The organism is Cellulomonas sp. JH27-2 (genome assembly GCF_014837175.1).
In the GTDB taxonomy this organism is placed as follows: Bacteria; Actinomycetota; Actinomycetes; order Actinomycetales; family Cellulomonadaceae; genus Cellulomonas.
Map to the genome: position 1 here is coordinate 371,507 of NZ_JACYFR010000003.1, position 17,043 is coordinate 388,549.

Annotated in this window: 15 protein-coding genes and 1 tRNA gene; 9 read left to right on the forward strand and 7 right to left on the reverse strand. The window is 72.3% G+C overall.

From position 1 onward, the window contains the following. Nucleotides 1-4: 4 nt before the first annotated feature. From IC607_RS10770 to IC607_RS10785, 4 genes are all read right to left on the reverse strand, one after another. On the reverse strand, nt 5-1,429 hold the full coding sequence (locus IC607_RS10770; protein ID WP_191787378.1) for a PQQ-binding-like beta-propeller repeat protein: 1,425 nt from the start codon (nt 1,427-1,429) through the stop codon (nt 5-7). A gap of 87 nt (nt 1,430-1,516) precedes the next feature. Next, the gene (locus IC607_RS10775; RefSeq protein ID WP_191787379.1) at nt 1,517-3,238 is read right to left on the reverse strand and encodes an Ig-like domain repeat protein; all 1,722 of its coding nucleotides are present in this window, start codon (nt 3,236-3,238) and stop codon (nt 1,517-1,519) included. An 89-nt stretch (nt 3,239-3,327) separates the two neighbouring features. After that, nucleotides 3,328-4,074 (reverse strand): trehalose-phosphatase, encoded by a 747-nt coding sequence (otsB, locus tag IC607_RS10780; RefSeq protein ID WP_191787380.1) that lies wholly within the window; start codon nt 4,072-4,074, stop codon nt 3,328-3,330. Further along, nucleotides 4,067-5,506 (reverse strand): trehalose-6-phosphate synthase, encoded by a 1,440-nt coding sequence (locus tag IC607_RS10785; protein ID WP_191787381.1) that lies wholly within the window; start codon nt 5,504-5,506, stop codon nt 4,067-4,069. The genes otsB and IC607_RS10785 overlap by 8 nt, the downstream gene beginning before the upstream one ends. A 100-nt stretch (nt 5,507-5,606) precedes the next feature. Between IC607_RS10785 and IC607_RS10790 the strand changes: the two genes are divergently transcribed. The 4 genes from IC607_RS10790 (at nt 5,607) to IC607_RS10805 (ending at nt 8,991) form a co-directional block, all read left to right on the forward strand. Further along, nucleotides 5,607-7,355 (forward strand): serine/threonine-protein kinase, encoded by a 1,749-nt coding sequence (locus IC607_RS10790; RefSeq protein WP_191787382.1) that lies wholly within the window; start codon nt 5,607-5,609, stop codon nt 7,353-7,355. Between the two features lie 46 nt (nt 7,356-7,401). Further along, complete coding sequence (locus tag IC607_RS10795; RefSeq protein ID WP_191787383.1) at nt 7,402-7,896, forward strand: hypothetical protein; 495 nt, start codon at nt 7,402-7,404, stop codon at nt 7,894-7,896. A 59-nt stretch (nt 7,897-7,955) separates the two neighbouring features. Continuing rightward, the gene (locus IC607_RS10800; protein WP_191787384.1) at nt 7,956-8,855 is read left to right on the forward strand and encodes a thioredoxin domain-containing protein; all 900 of its coding nucleotides are present in this window, start codon (nt 7,956-7,958) and stop codon (nt 8,853-8,855) included. A 62-nt stretch (nt 8,856-8,917) separates the two neighbouring features. Further along, nucleotides 8,918-8,991, forward strand: a tRNA-Thr gene (locus tag IC607_RS10805). Between the two features lie 27 nt (nt 8,992-9,018). On the opposite strand, the gene IC607_RS17865 is transcribed toward IC607_RS10805, so the two are convergent. The 3 genes from IC607_RS17865 to IC607_RS10820 form a co-directional block, all read right to left on the reverse strand. Beyond that, complete coding sequence (locus IC607_RS17865) at nt 9,019-10,617, reverse strand: SpoIIE family protein phosphatase (protein WP_191787385.1); 1,599 nt, start codon at nt 10,615-10,617, stop codon at nt 9,019-9,021. Between the two features lie 70 nt (nt 10,618-10,687). Further along, nucleotides 10,688-12,406, reverse strand: coding sequence for an alkaline phosphatase (gene phoA / locus IC607_RS10815; protein ID WP_191787386.1), 1,719 nt, complete (start codon nt 12,404-12,406; stop codon nt 10,688-10,690). A 127-nt stretch (nt 12,407-12,533) separates the two neighbouring features. Then, entirely contained in the window at nt 12,534-13,205 is a 672-nt protein-coding gene (locus tag IC607_RS10820) for a response regulator transcription factor (protein ID WP_191787387.1), read from the reverse strand. 83 nt (nt 13,206-13,288) lie between these two features. Between IC607_RS10820 and IC607_RS10825 the strand changes: the two genes are divergently transcribed. From IC607_RS10825 to IC607_RS10845, 5 genes are all read left to right on the forward strand, one after another. Then, the gene (locus IC607_RS10825) at nt 13,289-14,443 is read left to right on the forward strand and encodes a sensor histidine kinase (protein WP_370526141.1); all 1,155 of its coding nucleotides are present in this window, start codon (nt 13,289-13,291) and stop codon (nt 14,441-14,443) included. Nucleotides 14,444-14,713: 270 nt separating this feature from the next. After that, nucleotides 14,714-15,274 (forward strand): hypothetical protein, encoded by a 561-nt coding sequence (locus tag IC607_RS10830; protein ID WP_191787388.1) that lies wholly within the window; start codon nt 14,714-14,716, stop codon nt 15,272-15,274. Nucleotides 15,275-15,305: 31 nt separating this feature from the next. Further along, entirely contained in the window at nt 15,306-15,848 is a 543-nt protein-coding gene (locus IC607_RS10835) for a signal peptidase I (protein ID WP_225224819.1), read from the forward strand. After that, nucleotides 15,845-16,402 (forward strand): hypothetical protein, encoded by a 558-nt coding sequence (locus IC607_RS10840; RefSeq protein ID WP_191787389.1) that lies wholly within the window; start codon nt 15,845-15,847, stop codon nt 16,400-16,402. The genes IC607_RS10835 and IC607_RS10840 overlap by 4 nt, the downstream gene beginning before the upstream one ends. Further along, the gene (locus IC607_RS10845; protein ID WP_191787390.1) at nt 16,399-17,043 is read left to right on the forward strand and encodes a hypothetical protein; all 645 of its coding nucleotides are present in this window, start codon (nt 16,399-16,401) and stop codon (nt 17,041-17,043) included. Before IC607_RS10840 ends, IC607_RS10845 begins: the two co-directional genes overlap by 4 nt.

A 17,043-nucleotide genomic window follows, 5' to 3' on the forward strand; every position in this document is an offset into this window, starting at 1 on the left:
GAATCTAGCCCGTGCCCGCCGTCGCGCGGCCCACCACGACCACCGACCCGTCGGTGCCCCAGACGAGCGGGTGTGGGACGCCGGTGGAGAGCGCGACGGACGCGACCTGCGTCGGGAGGTCCGCCGCGCTCAGGTCGACGTGCCACGAGGGCGTGCCGTCGACGCGCGAGTACGCCGCGAGGGAGGTCGGTGGAACGACGGTCACGAGGTCGTCGCCGTCGGTGCTCAGCGTCTCCGCCGGCCGGTCCAGGTCCCGCGTCCAGCGCACCGCCCCCGTGCCGGCGTCCAGCGCGACGATCCCCGTGCTCGTCCCGACGTAGACGCTGCCCTGGACCACGATCGTCGACTGCACCTCCAGCGCCGCGCGCCACAGCGCGTCGCCCGTCGTGACGGACCGCGCCACCATTGCCGATCCGTCCTCCGACCGGGTCAGCAGGACGTCCGGCGCGCTGCCGTCGTCGATCGTCACGGCCAGGGGCTGCTCGGACACCGGGACCGTGGTCAGGTCGGGCAGCAGCAGCACGGACCGTGGGCCCGTCCCGGCCGACGAGCCGCGCCCGATCTGCGCACCGGAGCGCAGCGCGACCCACCACGTGCCCGGGTCGGTCGACAGGGTGGTCAGCGCGCGGCCGCTGCGGTCCAGCACCGACGCCTGGCCGGCCATCGACGCCAGCACGCGCCCCGACCCGGCGTCGAGGAGCTGCGGCTGCACCTGGCCCGTCCCTCGCTGGCCCCGCGGCAGTCGGTACGACCACCGTGCGCCGCCGTCGCTCGGGTCGACGGACGTGACGTCCCAGTCGCCGTCGACCGTGCCCGAGGTCACCAGCAGCTGGTCGTCCGTCACCAGGATCGTCGAGTTGCCGCGTACGCGGCGGGAGGTCAGCACCGTCCCGGTGGTGGGGTCGACGGTCCAGACGGTGCGCGACGAGAGCGCGATCAGGGCGGCCGGGGCGTCCGGGCCGGCGGTGCACACGGCCAGCGGGGTGCCCGACGACGACGTCACCGGCCGGCACCACGACCACAACGTCTCGTCGTTCGGGACGTCCACGGGTGTGCGCCACAGCAGGCGCCCGCTTGCCGAGTCGACGCCCTGCAGGTGGAAGCCGTCGGCGCCGGAGCTGCCACCCAGCAGGACGCCCGCCACCGGGCGGCCGTAGACCACCGACGCCTGGTCGGCAGGCAGCGTCCACCGGGCCGCGACGTGCGCATCGAGCGGCGCCAGCACGCCGGGAACCTGCGCCAGGGCGGCCAGGCGGTCCGCCGCGCGCGCGTCACCGCGCTGCTGGACGACGACGGCCGTCGCGACGATCGCCACCACCAGACCCAGTGCCCACCACCGATACCGGCGCAGCACGGAGGGCCGGTCCGGCGCCAGATCGGTCGCCGCGCCACCGTCCTGCAGGTCGACCTCGGTCATCGAGGTGCGCATGCGTTCGAAACTACCTCCGCCCCGCGAGGCCGGCAGGCCGCACGGGGCGGAGGAGGGGGTGATCCGGGGTCGGGCCCCGGTGGTACGTCAGGCCCGGCGGCGCCGCACCAGCACCAGGCCGGCGCCGACGATCAGCAGCAGCGCGCCGCCGATCACGAGCGGGGCGACGTTCGAGCCCGTCTCCGCGAGCTCGCCGGTCGGGTCGTCCACGGGGACGACGGCCACGAGCGCGACCTTCTCGACGTGCTCGTCGCCCAGCACGTCGGTGGCCGTCACGACCAGGGTGTGGTCGCCGGCCGTCACGTCCGACGGGATCGTCACGGCCACCGCGGCGATGCCGTCCTCGTCGGCCGTGGCGGTGCCGAGCGTCGTGGGCGACGAGTGCAGGACGAACGAGACCTTCGTGCCCGGCAGCAGCCCGGCGGCGACGGCCTCGAGCTCCTGCCCGCGGTGGATCTCCGTGACCTCGTTGCCGTCCTCGTCGAGCAGCGCCGCGTCGAACGTGCTGGGCGCGACGACGAAGTGGCCGACCTCGGACGCGCTGCGGAAGTCGGGCTCGGTCTCCTCGAGGACGGCCTGGACGGTGTGGTCGCCCGCCGTGGTCGGCGCCGCGAACGTGACGACGGCGGTCTCGTCGTCGGCCGTCTCGATGTCGACGTCCTTGGCCTTGAGCGCCTTGCCGTCGACGTAGATCTTCAGCTCTCCGGCGTCGATCATGTCGGCGATGTCCTGGGGCTCGGCGACGAGCGTGAAGCCGATCCACGAGATGGAGACGCGCACGAGGTTCTCGACACCCTCGCCCGCACGGTACGGGCCCGGGTCGACGGCCAGGTCGATCGGCGCCTTCAGCCCGCCCACCGTCAGGTCCTTCGACGCGCTCCGCAGGGTCGTGGTCGTGTCGCCGACCTTGAGCTCGGCGACGAGCACCACCGAGAAGGTCTGGTCCTTCGAGATGTCGTCCTCGCCCATCGTGAGAAGGACCGGGGTGACGATCGGGACGTCGACCGTGCCGTCGGCCGCGACGTCCGCGCTCTCGAGCTCACCCAGCTCGTCGTCGTTGACCCGCTTCCCGTCCTGGAACACCTCGGCGTGGACGGTCGAACCCGGCAGCTGGCCGGTGGCGTGGCCGTAGACCTCCGGCGAGGAGATCGGGTTCGTGACGGCCTTGCCGTTCTCGTCGACCAGCGACCACGGCAGGGTCGCCGGCAGGACGGTCAGCGGCTGCGCGTCGGCCGCCGAGTCGATCGAGTCCGGGGTGCCGGTGAACGTCGCGGTGAGCTGGTACGCGCCGACCGTGCCGGTCACGCTCGTGGGGACGGGCAGCGTCACGGTGGCGTCGCCCGTTCCGGTGACGTCGACGGCCTTGCCGACGGCCTTGCCCGCCACGAGCAGCTGGGCCGTGCCGCTCAGGTCCGTGCCGGGGTCGGACGTCACGGTCAGTGTCGCGTCCACGTGGTCACCGGCGACGGCCGAGACCGGGACCGCGAGGGTGCTCTTGCTGGTGGGCTGCAGGGCCTCCTGCGACGGGTCGTCGCCGGCGGGCGCCTCGCCCGCGGGCGCGATGCCGGCGGACCTCGCGGCCGGGCGGTCCGGGGCGGGGGTCGCGGCAGCCGTGGCCGACGGGGTGGCGGTGGCCGACGGGGTTGCGGTGACCGACGGGTCAGCGGTGGCCGACGCGTTCACGGACGGCGAGACGGACGGGGTCGGCTCGTCGGCGGCGTGCGCGGCGGGGGCGGCCGCGACGAGGGCGAGGACGGTCGCGAGGGCCGCGACGGGGCGCCGCAGGTGGCGCGTGCGAGAGGCGTTCACAGGGGTCTCCGAGGTTCAGCAGGTAGCGCACTATGGCACATTCCGGTGAATTCCGGGAGAACGCTCTCTCATGTCTTTGGGGCGGAGGATCACAAGAGCGTGATCAAGGCCTCCACGAGCTCGTCGGGACCGTCGACGCGGTACCCGGCTGCGGTGTCGCCGGCACCCACCTTGATCGCGACGTCGCGTTCGCCGAGCACCGCGAACGCGTGCTCGTCGGTGGTGTCGTCGCCCGCGTAGACGACGGAGGTCGCCCCCAGCTCGTCGCGCAGCGCGGCCAGCGCCTCGCCCTTGCTCGCGTGCAGCACGGAGATCTCGACGACGTCCTTGCCGTGCAGCACCCCGGAGCCCAGCTCGGCGCCGAGCTCCAGCGCCGCCTGCTCGCAGGCGCGTGCGTCCTCGTCGGCCGCCAGACGCGTGTGCACGACGACGGCCGTCGGCTTGGTCTCCACCCATGCCCCGTCGCGGCCGCGGACGATCGACGCGGCCCGGGCTCCCAGCGCGGCGAGACGGTCGGCCTCGTCGTCGGCCAGCTGGGCGACGTCGCGGTCCAGGCCGAACCGCGTGACGCGGGCGCGCTCGGCACCGTGGCTGCCGATCAGGAAGGTCCCCTCGGGGACCTCGGCCAGGGCGTGCAGGCTCTGCAGGGCGCGGCCGGAGACCAGCGCGAGGGACACGTCGGGGCGATCGGCGATCGACGCGAGCACGGGCACGCCGGCGGGGACGATCCGGGACAGCGAGGGGTCGTCCTGCAGCGGGGCGAGCGTCCCGTCGAAGTCGAGCGCGACGAGCAGGGGGCGACCGGTCTCACGGAGCGCCGTCGTGAGCTCAGACATGCGTGTCCCTCCTCGGTACGGCGGTCAGCACGGCCAGGAACTCCTGCGACCACGCGTTCACGTCGTGCCCCAGCACCCGCCGGCGCAGGCGGCGCATGCGCTTGCGGGACTCGCGCGGGTCCATGTGCACGGCGTAGGTGATGGCGTCCTTCATGCCGTCGATGTCGTGCGGGTTGACGAGCACCGCGCCGGTCAGCTCGTCGGCCGCGCCCGTGAACTCCGACAGGACGAGCGCGCCCTGGTCGTCGGACCGGGCGGCGACGTACTCCTTGGCCACCAGGTTCATGCCGTCGCGCAGGGCCGTCACGAGCATGACGTCGGCCGCGAGGTACAGGGCCGCCATCTCCTCCATCGGGAACGACTGGTGCAGGTACTGCACGGGCGCGTGGCCGACCTGGCCGTAGTCGCCGTTGATCCGCCCCACCAGCTGCTCGACGTCGTCGCGCAGCTGCGCGTAGGCATCGACGTTCTCGCGGCTGGGACTCGCCACCTGCACGAGCGTCGTCGAGATGGTGGACAGGCGGCCGTCGTGCAGCAGCTCGCCGTACGCCTTGATGCGGTGCCGGATGCCCTTGGTGTAGTCGAGGCGGTCCACGCCCAGCAGCAGGACGTCGGGGTCGCCGAGCTCGTGGCGGATCTCCTTGGCGCGCTTCTGCACCTCCGGCGTCCGCGCCAGCTCGTCGAACGTGCCGGAGTCGATCGAGATCGGGAACGCGGCCGCGCGCACGTGGCGCTCGGTGCGGCCGTTCTTGGACAACGTGATGACCTGGCCGCGCGTGGTCAGCTCGGTCAGGCGGCGCACGGCGCGGACGAAGTTCGACGCGTCGCCCGCGCGCTGGAAGCCGACGAGGTCCGCACCCAGCAGCCCCTCGACCACCTGCTTGCGCCAGGGGAGCTGCAGGAACAGCTCGAGCGGCGGCCACGGGATGTGGTGGAAGTAGCCGATGCGGACGTCGGGCCGCAGCTCGCGCAGCATCTTGGGGACCAGCTGCAGCTGGTAGTCGTGCACCCAGACGGTCGCACCCTCGGCGGCCTGGTCGGCGGCGGCCTGCGCGAAGCGGCGATTGACCCGCTGGTACGCCTCCCACCAGGTGCGGTGGAAGGTCGGCGGGGAGATGACGTCGTGGTAGAGCGGCCACAGGGTGTCGTTGGAGAAGCCCTCGTAGAACTTCTCCAGGTCCTCGGCAGTCAGCATGACGGGCACCAGCTCGGTGCCGTCCACCTCGAACGGCTCGACCTCCTGGTCGGGCGCGCCGCCCCAGCCCACCCAGGCGCCGTCGGCGGCGGCCATCACAGGGGCCATCGCGGTGACGAGACCTCCCGGCGAGCGGGTCCAGCTGACGTTCCCGTCGTCGTCCACCGACGCGTCGACGGGCAGTCGGTTGGCGACGACGACGAAGTCATAACGGCCTGTGGGCGCAGCCGAGGGCACAGCATCAACTCCTTGGGATCTGCGTCGACCTTAGTCTCCCGACGCCGGCCCTGCCCGGGCTCCCGGGGATTCGCGCCCGGTCCCGCTACGGTCAGGGGCCATGGAGCGGATCGGGCTGACGCCGGGGTCGGAGATCGGCGGGTACACCGTCGTGGCTCCGCTGGGCTCGGGCGGCATGGGGACGGTGTACCGGGCGGTCGACGGCGGCGGCACGGCCGTCGCGCTCAAGCTGCTCCACCCGCACGTGGGGGCCGACGCGACGGCGCGCGAGCGGCTGCGGCGCGAGGTCGCCGCCCTGCAGCGGTTGCGGCACCCGGCGGTGGCCGCGGTCCTGGACGCGGAGGCCGACTCGACCGAGGCGTTCATCGTCACCGAGCTGGTGGACGGCGAGAACCTGGCCGACCACGTGCGCGAGCGCGGGCCGCTGGACGCCGACGACCTCCTGACGCTCGCGACCGGGCTGCTCGACGCGCTCACGGCCGTGCACGGGGCGGGCGTGGTGCACCGCGACCTCAAGCCGTCGAACGTCCTGGTGACCGACGACGGCCCGGTGCTCATCGACTTCGGCATCGCGCAGGCGGCCGACGACCCCGAGATCACGTCGACCGGGCTCGTGGTCGGCTCGCCGGGGTACCTCGCGCCCGAGCTGCTGGACGGCGGCGAACCGTCCGCGGGCAGCGACCTGTGGGGGTGGGCCGCGGTGCTCGCGTTCGCGGCGACGGGTCGGCCCCCGTTCGGGTCGGGTCGGCTCGAGGGGGTCCTGGCGCGCTCGAGCGCCGGGGAGGTGGACGTCGACGGGCTCGGCGTCCTGACCGCCGCGACGCTGCACGGTGCCCTCGCGCCGGACGCCGACGAACGGACGTCGCCCGACGACGTGATCGCCGCGCTCACCGCCGTCGCGGCCGAGGGTGACCTGCCGCCCGACGAGGACGGCACCGTCGTGATGGACGCGGGGATCGCCGCCGCCGTGCCGCTGGCCGGCGCCACGACGGTGATCGCCGCCGAGGACCCGCCGACGGCGGAGGTCGCGCTGCCGGCCGGTGAGACGACGGTGCTCGTCGCCCCGGACACCGCCGACGCGCACGACGGCCGGACGGTCGCGATGCCGGTGGATCTCACCAAGCCTGACGAGGTCGACGACTTCGACGAGGACGGCGAGGAGGATCCCGACAGCGTCGACTGGATCGAGGACGACCTCGACGCGAGCGAGGGCCGTGGCCCGGAGGGCTCCGGCTACGTGCGGCCCCCGGCCCGGCGGCGCTGGGGCTCTGTCCTCGCGCTGGGCCTGCTGGTCGGGACGGCCGCGATGCTCTTCCCGCTCGTCGTCCTGCTCGTCGTCGGCGCGCTGCTGCTCGTCGAACGGGCCATCGGCTCGACGGTCGAGGCGATGCACACGCGCCGCGAACGGGCGGGGGTGCGGCGCTCCGACGCCGCACGCGCGGCGGCCGCGAGCCCCTGGCACCTGCTGCGGGCGGCGTTGGGGCTGGTCCCGGCGCTGCTGGTGGCGGGCAGCGTCCTCGTCATCGTGGTCGGGGTCGTGTGGTGGCTGTTCGACCAGGGCACGTGGGTGCTCGGCGACCTGACGTCGGGCGACGTCGTGACCGGGCTCGAGGCGTCGATCCTGTGCGGGTCCCTGGTGCTGCTCGCGGTGCTCATCGTGTGGTTCGGGCCGCTGTCGCACATGACGCGGACCGGCGCGAGGCGGGTCCTGCACGTCGTGGCCCCCGGCCGGCTGGGGGCGGCGGTGCTCGTGCTGGTGTGCCTGATCGGGTCCGCGATCTTCGTCTCGCTGGCCGTCAACGGCGCCGACATCACGTGGTGGCCGCTCGACGCACCCACCTATCCCTGACGCCCACGGGTCCCGCCCCTCAAGTCGTACCCCTACGCTGTCCCCCATGCGCGCGCGACGAGGGCCACGTCTGGCCCCCGCGCGCCCCGTGCTGGCCGGCCTCGTCGGGCTCACCGCGCTGCTGCTCGGGGCCGTCAGCGTGGTGTCCAGCCGGATCGTGCTGCACAGCTGCGTCGCGGCCGACGGGGCCACCGGCATGCTCGGGATGCGGCTCGCGATCCTGCGCCGCGTCGCCGACTGCCCCGACGGCTCGCTGGGCCTCGCGCCCACCGGCGCCGGCGCGGTCATGCTCCTCAGCGTCGCCGTCCCGCTCGTCGTCGCGTCCGCCGCGGTCGCGCTCGCGGGCCTGAGCCTGCTGGCGCTCGTCGGACGCGCCGCCCGCGCGGTCCAGCACCTGCTGCGGCCGCTCGTCGCGCTCGTCGTCGCCACCCTGACCTTCCCGGCGTGGCGGCCCGCCGCGCCGGCGGCCGTCGTCCACCCGCCGCTGCGGCGGGAGCTGGTGGCGAGCATCGCGCGCCGCGGACCGCCGCTCGCGGTCTGACACCCGCCCGCTCGTCCGCCCTGCCCTCTCAGACCTGCACTTCCAGACCCAGGAGCATCATGCCCACCAACGACCCCAAGCCCAGCAAGAACCAGCGCCGCGACGAGGCGCGCGAGAAGGCCCGCCAGCTGCGCATCGCGCAGGAGCGCAAGGCCAAGCGCACCCGGATCGCCGTCATCGTCGTCGGCGCCGTCGCTCTGGTCGCCCTCGGCCTCGTCGTCGCCTTCATCATGAAGCAGAACTCCGACAAGGCGGAGCAGTACGCCAACGTCGCCTACGGCGGCGGCGGGTCCGACGTCGTCGCGCCCGCGACGGCCGACGTGACCGCACCGTCCACCGCCGACGGCAACTTCATCCCCGTGTCGAAGGACGGCGTCGGCAAGGCCGCAGCCGGCGGCTCGGCGACGCTGAGCATCTACTTCGACCTGCAGTGCCCCATCTGCGCGCAGTTCGACTCCATCAACGGCGCCGACCTCGACGCGCTGGCGAAGGAGGACGGGATCACCGTCAAGTACTTCCCGGTCTCGTTCCTCGACAGTGCATCGAACGGCACGCACTACTCCAACCGCGCGGCCAACGCGGCGTCGATCGTCGCCGACAAGGACCCGGAGCACTTCTCCCCGTTCATCACCAAGCTCTACGAGCAGCAGCCGGCCGAGAACACGGACGGGCTGACCGACGAGAAGATCGCCGAGATCGCCACCGAGGCCGGCGTCCCGTCGTCAGTGTCCGACACGTTCACCGACACCGTCGACGGCACGTACAAGGTCGAGGGTTCCGACGCGGAGAAGAAGGGCACGTGGCGCACCTTCGCGCCGTGGATCGCCGCGAACACGGGCCTGACCGACAAGATCGACAAGTTCGGCACGCCGTACGTGCTGATCAACGACACCAAGTTCGAGAACTGGAGCACGCCCGGCGCGCTCAAGACGGCCGTCGAGGCCGCCGCCAAGGGCTGACGCTCTCCGAGGCCCGGCCCCGCTTCGTCGCGGGGCCGGGCCTCGGTACGCTTGCCCCGCCCGCCTCCTTAGCTCAGTCGGCCAGAGCACCTGTCTTGTAAACAGGGGGTCGTCGGTTCGAATCCGACAGGGGGCTCCGATACGTCTCGCCTACGCGAGCCGATCAGCCCACGCGGCACAGCAGCACGACGACGTCGTCGCGCACGTCGCCCGTGAGCAAGTGATCGAGCAGCCCGTCGACCGCGTCGTCGAGACCGGTATCCCGGAGAACGGGGGCGTGCTCGCGCAGTCGGGCGAGGTCGGTTCGCAGGCCGGTGCCACGACGTTCGACCAGGCCGTCGGTGTAGAGCAGGAGCAGGTCACCCGTCGTGACCGCGGCCGTGGCGTCGACGCGCTCGCCACCGTCCAGCCCGAGCGGGGTGCCGCGTCCGCCCAGCACCCACTCGGCCCCGGTGGCGGTGACCAGGACGGGGGGAAGATGTCCCGCGGCGGCGTGCGTGAAGGTGCCGGCGGCCTCGTCGAGGACGCCGACGAAGACGGTGGTGAACTCCGCTCCGGCCAGCGTGCGGGCGTAGCGGTCCAGCCCGGAGAGCGTGGCCGCGGGTCCGCCGTGCTCGAGGAGCAGGGCGCGTGCCGCGCTGCGCAGCTGGCCCATGACCGCTGCGGCGGCGAGCCCGTGCCCGACGCAGTCGCCGACCACGAGGCCGCGCCTGCCCCCGGGCAGCTCGACGACGTCGAACCAGTCGCCGCCCACCGTGAGTCGACCGTCGGCGGGCCGGTACCGCACCACGGCGCCGGTGAGGTCGCGTGGCGAGGGGAGCATGGCCTCCTGCAGTGCGCGGCTCACGGTCGAGACCTCGTCGAGCTCGCGCATCCGACGGATGGTCGCGGTCAGCGCGCTGCCGACCGCGGCCGCGACGAGGTGCAGGAACTCACGGTTGGCGTCGTCGAACGGGCGCCCGGGCGCCGCCTCGAGCACGATCACGCCCGAGGCCTCGGCATCGCGGGCATCCGTGAGCGCGGTGGCGACCGTCGTACCCACGGTCAAGGCACCCCGGCCGTCCGCGACGGCCGCCAGCTGCGGTCCGGGGATCTCGCGTCGAGGCGTGCCGGTGCTCCCGACCAGCCGGAGGTCGTCGTCCTCGCGCAGGTGGACCGCCGCGTACGCGACGTCGGGGCTCGCACCCAGGGCCCGCAGGGCTGCGTGCACCTGGTCGTCGGGACCGCCGAGGGTCGCCGCCAGCGCCGTCGCCATCGTGGTCAGGGTGGACAGCCGCCGCGCCGCCACGACGCGGTCCGTGGTCTCGGTGGCGATGTCCAGGACGCCGCGCACGTGGCCGAGGTCGTCGAGCAGGGGACTGTAGGAGTAGCTGAAGGCCGTCTCCTCGGTGAAGCCCGAGCGGTCCATCAGCAGCGGCTGGTCGACGACCCACGTGGCGACGCCCGTCGTGAGCACCTGGCGGAAGCTGGGCTCGATGTCGTCCCAGATCTCGCCCCACACCTCCTTGGCGGGCGCTCCCATGGCGGCGGGGTGCTTCTCGGTGCCCAGCATCGGCAGGTAGCCGTCGTTGTAGATCATGGTGAGCTCGTCGCCCCACGCGATCATCACGGGGAACCGGGTGCTGAAGCAGAGATTCACAGCCGTGCGCAGCGAGGGCGGCCAGGTGGCGGGAGGGCCGAGGGGCGTGGACTCCCAGGTGACCGCACGCGCGACCGCACCGCTGTCGCTCCCGGCCGTCGCCGCCTCGAACCAGGCCTCCACCGCCCCAGGGTACGCACCACGAAGGCCCCGACCTACACCCCTCGGGGTGGTCGGGGCCTTCGCGGGTGCGCTACTTGTTGGCGATCGTGAAGCCGACGACCTTCTCGGTGGTGCGGCCGTCGATGCCGACCGCGTCGATCTTGATCTGGTACTTCCCGTTCGGGTAGTCCCGGGTGTCGATGACGAGGGTGGGCTTCTTGCCGGCGTTGGTGCTGCCGGGGGCCTTGGTGTTGTCCGTCAGCCACGTGCCGGCCCGGTTGAGCTCGATGTACGTGTACTTCGGGGTCGTGTCGAGCGTGACGCGGACCGTCTGCTTGCCCTTGAGGATCGCGCCGTCCATGACGGACACGTTCTCGATGACCGGGGCGCCGGGGGTGGGGGCGTCGGGGTTCAGCTTGAGGGCGTCACGGATGGTGAAGAACAGGTCCGTCTGGTCGGTGAGGCCGACGACGTTCGCGGCGCGCGGACCATAGGCGGCGATGCGCACCTGGGTGCCGGTGTGGTCCTGCGAGCCGCCCGTGTCGGCGGTGCCGTAGGCGACGGTCATCGGCTTGTTGTCGGCCGTGAGCAGGGTGCGGGTCAGGCCGGGCGTCGTCGTGTTGGGGTAGACGATCTGGCTGGAGTGGCCGTGGTCGGCGGTCAGGACGACGAGGGTGTTGCCGTCCTGCTTCGCGAAGTTCAGCGCCACCTGGACGGCCTCGTCGAGGTCGACCGTCTCACCGATCTGGCCGCAGGGGTCGGCGGCGTGGTCCTGCTTGTCGATGCTCGCGCCCTCGACCTGCAGGAAGAAGCCCTTGCTGCTGCCCGAACGGTTCAGCAGGCTGATCGCCTTGGTGGTCATGGCCTTGAGCGTGGGCGTCGTCGCGACGTACTTCGGGTTGGCCGTGCAGGTCGCGGGGGCCTCGGTGCCGCCGGTGTGCGTGGCGAGGGGGCCGACCCAGCGGACCGGCATGTTGCCGGGGGCGAACAGGCCGAGGACGGGCTTGTTCTGGTCGGCGGACGTCACGCCGTCGAGGCCCGCGGCGTCGGTGACGACCTGGTAGCCGCGCGCGCTGGCCTGCTGCAGGAGGGTCTTGCCGGACCACTGGCCGGCCGCGGCCTGCTCGTTGAACGACGTCGCACCGCCGCCCAGGGTGACGTCGGCGCGGGCGTCCAGGAGCTGCTCGGTGATGGAACCGAGGCCGCCGTTCTGCAGCGCGCTGCCCGGGCACTTGGCCAGGGTCGACGACGGGGCGTAGCAGCCGCGGTCGGGGACGTGCGCGACCTGGACGGCGGGGGTGGCGTCCTGGAGCTCGGCGGTGCTGACGTCGCCGGTGCGCAGGCCGTTGGCGCGAGCGATCTCGAGCAGGGAGCGCTGGGGCACGTTGTTGATGTCGACGGAGATGGCGCCGTTGTACGTCTTGGTGCCTGTCGACCAGCCCGACCCGGAGGCGGCCGAGTCGGTCACGTAGTCGGGCAGGCCGTCCTTCTTGTCCAGCGCGTACGTCGTGTACTGGCCGGTCAGCGGCAGCGCGTCGATCCCGGCGAACCGGCCCGCGGCGCCCTTGGCGTAGTTGCGGGCGACCGTGATCTCGGAGTCGCCCATGCCGTCGCCGATGAGCAGGATGACGTTCTTGGCGTGGCCGCCCTTGATCTGCGACTTCACGGCCGCGGTCTGGTCGCCGTCCAGGCGGCGGGCGTCGCCGTGACCCGTGAGCTGGGTGGTGACGGCCCAGCTGGTGGTGGCGCCCAGGACGAGCGCGCCGGCGACGACCGTCGCGGCGAGGGGGCGGACTGCTCGTGTCCTCATCGTGTTCCCTTTCCGGGGGTGCTGGCATTCCGGGGGTGCAAGGCGACGCTCGTCGCCCGGAGCAGTTGACCGGGTGAAGGTGACGATCGGGTGAGAACCGGGCGAACAGGACGAGACGGTTCGGCGCTCAGTGCGCGGGGCCGGTCTCCTCGAGCAGGCGCAGCGTCGCGCTGACGCGGGGGTTGCGCTGAGGGTCGGCGTCGATGCCGAGCGTCGCGTACATCGCGTTGACGTGGTTCTGTACAGACTTCTCGGTGATGCCCAGACGCTCGCCGATGCCGGCGTTCGACAGGCCTGCGGCCAGCAGCCTCAGCACCTCGTACTGACGGTCAGTGAGCCGGGCGACGTCCGAGCCCGCGCGCGGCGTCATCCGCGCCAGCAGTGCCGGGTCCAGGACGGTCTCGCCGACGGCAGCCGCGCGCACGGCGCCGACGAGCACCTCCTCCGTCGTCGTCGACGTCTTGGACAGGTACCCCCACCCTGCGGCCACGTCCTGCGGGAGGTCGAGGAGCAGGTCCATCGCATCGTGCGCGGACAGCAGCAGGATGCCCAGCGAGGGCTGGCGTCGGCGCAACGAGACGCCGAGCGCGATGCCGTTGCCGTCCGGCAGGTCGATGTCCAGGACGACGACGTCCGCGAAGCCGGCCCGGAACTGCCGCAGCGCCTCGCTCGTCGTGCCGACGGCCGCGACCACCTGCATGCCGGCGGTGCCGCCCAGGGTTCGCTCCAGCATGGAGCGGAAGAGCGGCTGGTCCTCGACGACGGCGACACGAAGGTGCCGGGTGCCTGGGATGCTCATCGGCACCAGTATGGTCTGCGGCTGGACGACGCAGCGGGACGCGGCGGGTGAGACGCACCGGTGCGTGGCGAGGGGAGCGGGCGGTGAACGACACGGCGTTGGCGCAGGCGCGACGGGCCCGCGACGTCCGCGGCGACCGCGTGGTGCTGCTGCGCGGGACAGCCATCGTGGCGTTCGGGTACGCGTTCGGTGCCGCGCTGCAGGCCGCATACGTGTACGGCCAGGCGATCCCGGCGTTCGCGGACGTGTCCGTCTGGCGCAGGCTTGCCGCCAACGCCGTCGGGGTCTGCGTGCTCGTCGGGGTCATGTGGGTGCTGCGGGTCTACCGGGTGCACTCGCTCGCACGGCTCGTCGCCGGCGCGGTCGCGGCGTCGCTCGCGTGCGCGGTCGCGCGCTGGGGTGCGCAGATCGCGTTCGACGTCTACCGCGATCCCTCCCCGAGCACCCAGGGTGCCGAGCTCTTCGGTGGACTCGTCGTCGCGCTCGTCTCCTCCGGCATCGGTGTGTGGTCGCTCATCTCGCGGCGACGAGCGCGAGCCGCGATCCGCGAGTCCGAGCGCCGGACCGTCCACGCCGAGATGGCTGTCTCCTCGCTGGAGCAGGAGGAGATCCGCGTCCGCCGTGAGGTCGCCGAAGGACTGCACGGGACGCTGCAGAACAAGCTCGTCGTTGTCGACGCGCGCCTGCAGAGCGTGCTCGAGCACTCCGGCGACCTGTGCGAACGGGACGCCGAGGCGCTGCGCTGGGTGCGCGACGAGCTGCAGGTGGCCCGTGAGATCGACGTGCGTCAGATGAGCCGCCTGCTCTACCCGGAGCGGCTCGAGCTGGGCCTCGTCCCGGCGGTCCGTGCGCTGCTGGGCCGGCTCCCGTCCACGATCGCGACGCGGCTGGTCGTCGGCGACGAGGTGCGCGAGGTCGACGACCCCGTCGGGAGCCGTGTCCTGGTCAGCGAGCGCCTGCTCGCCGTGCGCGTCGTCGAGGAGGGCATCACCAACGCGCTCAAGCACGGTCCGGCGACGATCGTCCAGGTCCACCTCCAGGTGGCGGGATCTGCCCTCATGGTGCGTGTCGAGAACGACGGCGAGCTGTACGACCCCGCGTCGGCAGGGTCGGCCTCCGGGACGGCGCGTCTGCGCGAGCGTCTCGAGCTCGTCGGCGGGACGGTCCAGATCGCTCCTGGAGACGAGATCGGCGCCGTTCTCGACGCCCGGATCCCCTTGTCCGCACTGACTGAGTGAATGCTTCACCCGTTCGGCGGAGGGACGTCGCCCACAGGGTGCGCATAGGCTCTGACCTGCTTGTCCGTTCCGTGCGTATACCGGGCGGGTGAAAGAAACCGGCGATTCCGGCGGTGTAGGTGCCAGCACCCAGTCGGACGGTCGTCCAGTAGCCGATAACTCTTACGTTCGCACCTCGTAGCAACGCTGCTCACGAGCTCGAACGGGTTCTCGGCAAGGCGTCGGGGACTCCAACGTCCCGTCGGTTCATCGCCTCTCCAGGAGTTCCCCATGGCAACCTCGACCCCCGCTACGCAGTCGGCCGACGAGCGCAAGAAGCGCAAGCGCGGCGCCATCCTCAAGTTCTCGCTCGCCGGCGGCGCGCTGCTGGGCATCGCGGCCGCCGCGACGTCCGCAGCCTGGACCGACAACGCGTGGTTCACCGCCACCGCCACGGGTGCGACGTTCGAGCTTCAGGGCCTGAACTTCGCGTCCACCCCTTCCTACGAGGACGCCGACGCGGACGGTACGACCGCCGCGATCGTCATCCCCGACGAGAAGCTCAAGAACCTCGTGCCGGGTTCCACGCGCACGTTCACGCTGAACATCAAGAACGCCGGCACGGTCGACCAGACGATCGCCAAGAACTACGAGTGGCGGTCCGCCAGCCCCGCGAACGACTTCGCCGCGGCACCCACGGTGGCCATCACGGGCACGCCGAACGACCTGCACGCCGGCACCAACGCGGACATCACGGTCACGGTCACGACTCCGTCGGACTGGTCGTCCGCCAACCAGGGCAAGTCGGAGAGCCTCGCGATCGTGTTCACGGGCACCAGCGTCGCCAACTGACACCCGAGAATGCCCTGACTGAGGATCCCCGATGCGTGCGCTGAGATTCGTGGGTAACGCCGTCCTGACCCTGCTTGCGGTCGTCGGCGTCCTGAGCGTGCTCGTTTGGGGGGCCTCGCAGCTCGAATACATCAAGCCGCTGGTCGTGATCTCGGGCTCCATGGAGCCCGGGATCATGACCGGCGACCTGCTGGTCGACGTGAAGACCCCGACCGGTGAGCTCGAGGTCGGCGACGTCGCGTCGATCTACAACCCGTTGACGCAGAACCTGGTCTCCCATCGCATCGTCGGGATCGAGAAGGTCGGCGACGAGCGCTGGGAGATCCGGCTCAAGGGTGACGCGAACGACGGTGAGGACGCCGCGCCGTACGAGGTCGGTGCGGAGGTCTGGACCCCCAAGGTCCAGATCGCGGGCGGTGGCACCTTCGTCACCAAGCTGACGCAGCGTTCCGTCGTCGTGCCGCTCGGGATCACGCTCCTGTGCCTCGTCGGGCTGACCCTGCTGCCCTCGTCCCGTGGGGACGAGCTCACCGAAGAGGTCGTTGAGCCCGAGAAGGAACACGTCGGCACATGACGCACCGGCTGCGCACCGCCGTCACGGCGAGCCTGACCCTCGCGGTCGTGCTTGCCGTGCTCGGCGCGCTCGCGTGGCCGACGGGCGCCACGGCAGCACCCGGCGAGATGCCTCTGTCGTACTCCTTCGCCGGCCTGATGCCCGGTGATGCACGGGCGAGGTCGTTGCCCTACCACCTCGCCCGGGACGCCACGGTCGAGCGGGCGGCAGTGACCACCGCTTCGACCAGCGTGACGTGGCGGGCGAGCCTGTGCGGCTCGGCCGGCTCGTGCGTCGACCTCTTGCACGTCCGAGCCGGCGACGAGATCGCCGCCGGCGACTACACCCTCACCGTCGGCGTGACCGCCGGTGCCATCCGACCCGACGAACGTCATTCGCTCGCCGGTCGCATCGTGTTCGTGGAACGCCCCTCAGGTGCCCTCGCACACACCGGGAGCGCCGTGCTGCCCCTCGTGACCTCCGCGGTCGCCTTGGGTCTGCTCGGGCTCCTGATGGTCCTCGCGGCGCGCCGCCGCGAACGTGACGCCACGAGCAGCCTGGAGATCCGCGCATGACCCCCGACGAGTCCCCCACGACGACCGCTGCCCGCGCCGCGCGTCCCGCCGCCACGACGTCGTGGCTCCGCGGTCGCCGTTCCGGTGTGCTCAAGCTGGTTCTGGCAGGTCTGGCACTTCTCGGGATCGGCGCGGCAGCCACGTCGGCCGCATGGACGGATCCCGCCTACTTCGTCGCCAGTGCCGGGAGCGCCTCCGTCGGGCTGCAGGGCTCGCTGAACGGCACGTCGTGGTCGGACGCGAACACGTCGAGCACCTCGACGACAGTGACCGCGGACCTCGCGATCTCGATCCCGGCGGCGACGTTCTCCGGCCTGGTCCCCAACCCCGACAACACGTCGCAGGTCACGAAGTCCGTGACGTTGTACCTCAAGAACACGGGATCGTCGGCCATCACGGTCACCACGGCGTGCACGGCGAGCGGGGACCTCTTCGCCGGCAGCACGCCGCTCATCGTGACGTTCGACGCGACCGCGACGACGGCGACCAACTGCGCCAAGACCCTGACGTTCGCCGCGGGCAGCACCACGGCGCAGACCACCGTGCTCAAGGTGACGGTCCCCGCTGCCTGGCCGTCGAGCTACGCCAACAAGGCCGGGTCGCTCATCGTCACCTTTACGGGCACGGCGCAGGTCTCGTGA

What these genes read in the sequence shown, in the direction of transcription:
- IC607_RS10835 (WP_225224819.1), top strand. Translation starts at nt 15,306, where the DNA reads ATGCGTGCGCTGAGATTCGTGGGTAACGCCGTCCTGACCCTGCTTGCG.
- otsB (WP_191787380.1), bottom strand. Translation starts at nt 4,074, where the DNA reads ATGTCTGAGCTCACGACGGCGCTCCGTGAGACCGGTCGCCCCCTGCTC.
- IC607_RS10795 (WP_191787383.1), top strand. Translation starts at nt 7,402, where the DNA reads ATGCGCGCGCGACGAGGGCCACGTCTGGCCCCCGCGCGCCCCGTGCTG.
- IC607_RS10800 (WP_191787384.1), top strand. Translation starts at nt 7,956, where the DNA reads ATGCCCACCAACGACCCCAAGCCCAGCAAGAACCAGCGCCGCGACGAG.
- IC607_RS10845 (WP_191787390.1), top strand. Translation starts at nt 16,399, where the DNA reads ATGACCCCCGACGAGTCCCCCACGACGACCGCTGCCCGCGCCGCGCGT.
- IC607_RS10830 (WP_191787388.1), top strand. Translation starts at nt 14,714, where the DNA reads ATGGCAACCTCGACCCCCGCTACGCAGTCGGCCGACGAGCGCAAGAAG.
- IC607_RS10840 (WP_191787389.1), top strand. Translation starts at nt 15,845, where the DNA reads ATGACGCACCGGCTGCGCACCGCCGTCACGGCGAGCCTGACCCTCGCG.
- IC607_RS10770 (WP_191787378.1), bottom strand. Translation starts at nt 1,429, where the DNA reads ATGCGCACCTCGATGACCGAGGTCGACCTGCAGGACGGTGGCGCGGCG.
- IC607_RS10820 (WP_191787387.1), bottom strand. Translation starts at nt 13,205, where the DNA reads ATGAGCATCCCAGGCACCCGGCACCTTCGTGTCGCCGTCGTCGAGGAC.
- phoA (WP_191787386.1), bottom strand. Translation starts at nt 12,406, where the DNA reads ATGAGGACACGAGCAGTCCGCCCCCTCGCCGCGACGGTCGTCGCCGGC.
- IC607_RS10790 (WP_191787382.1), top strand. Translation starts at nt 5,607, where the DNA reads ATGGAGCGGATCGGGCTGACGCCGGGGTCGGAGATCGGCGGGTACACC.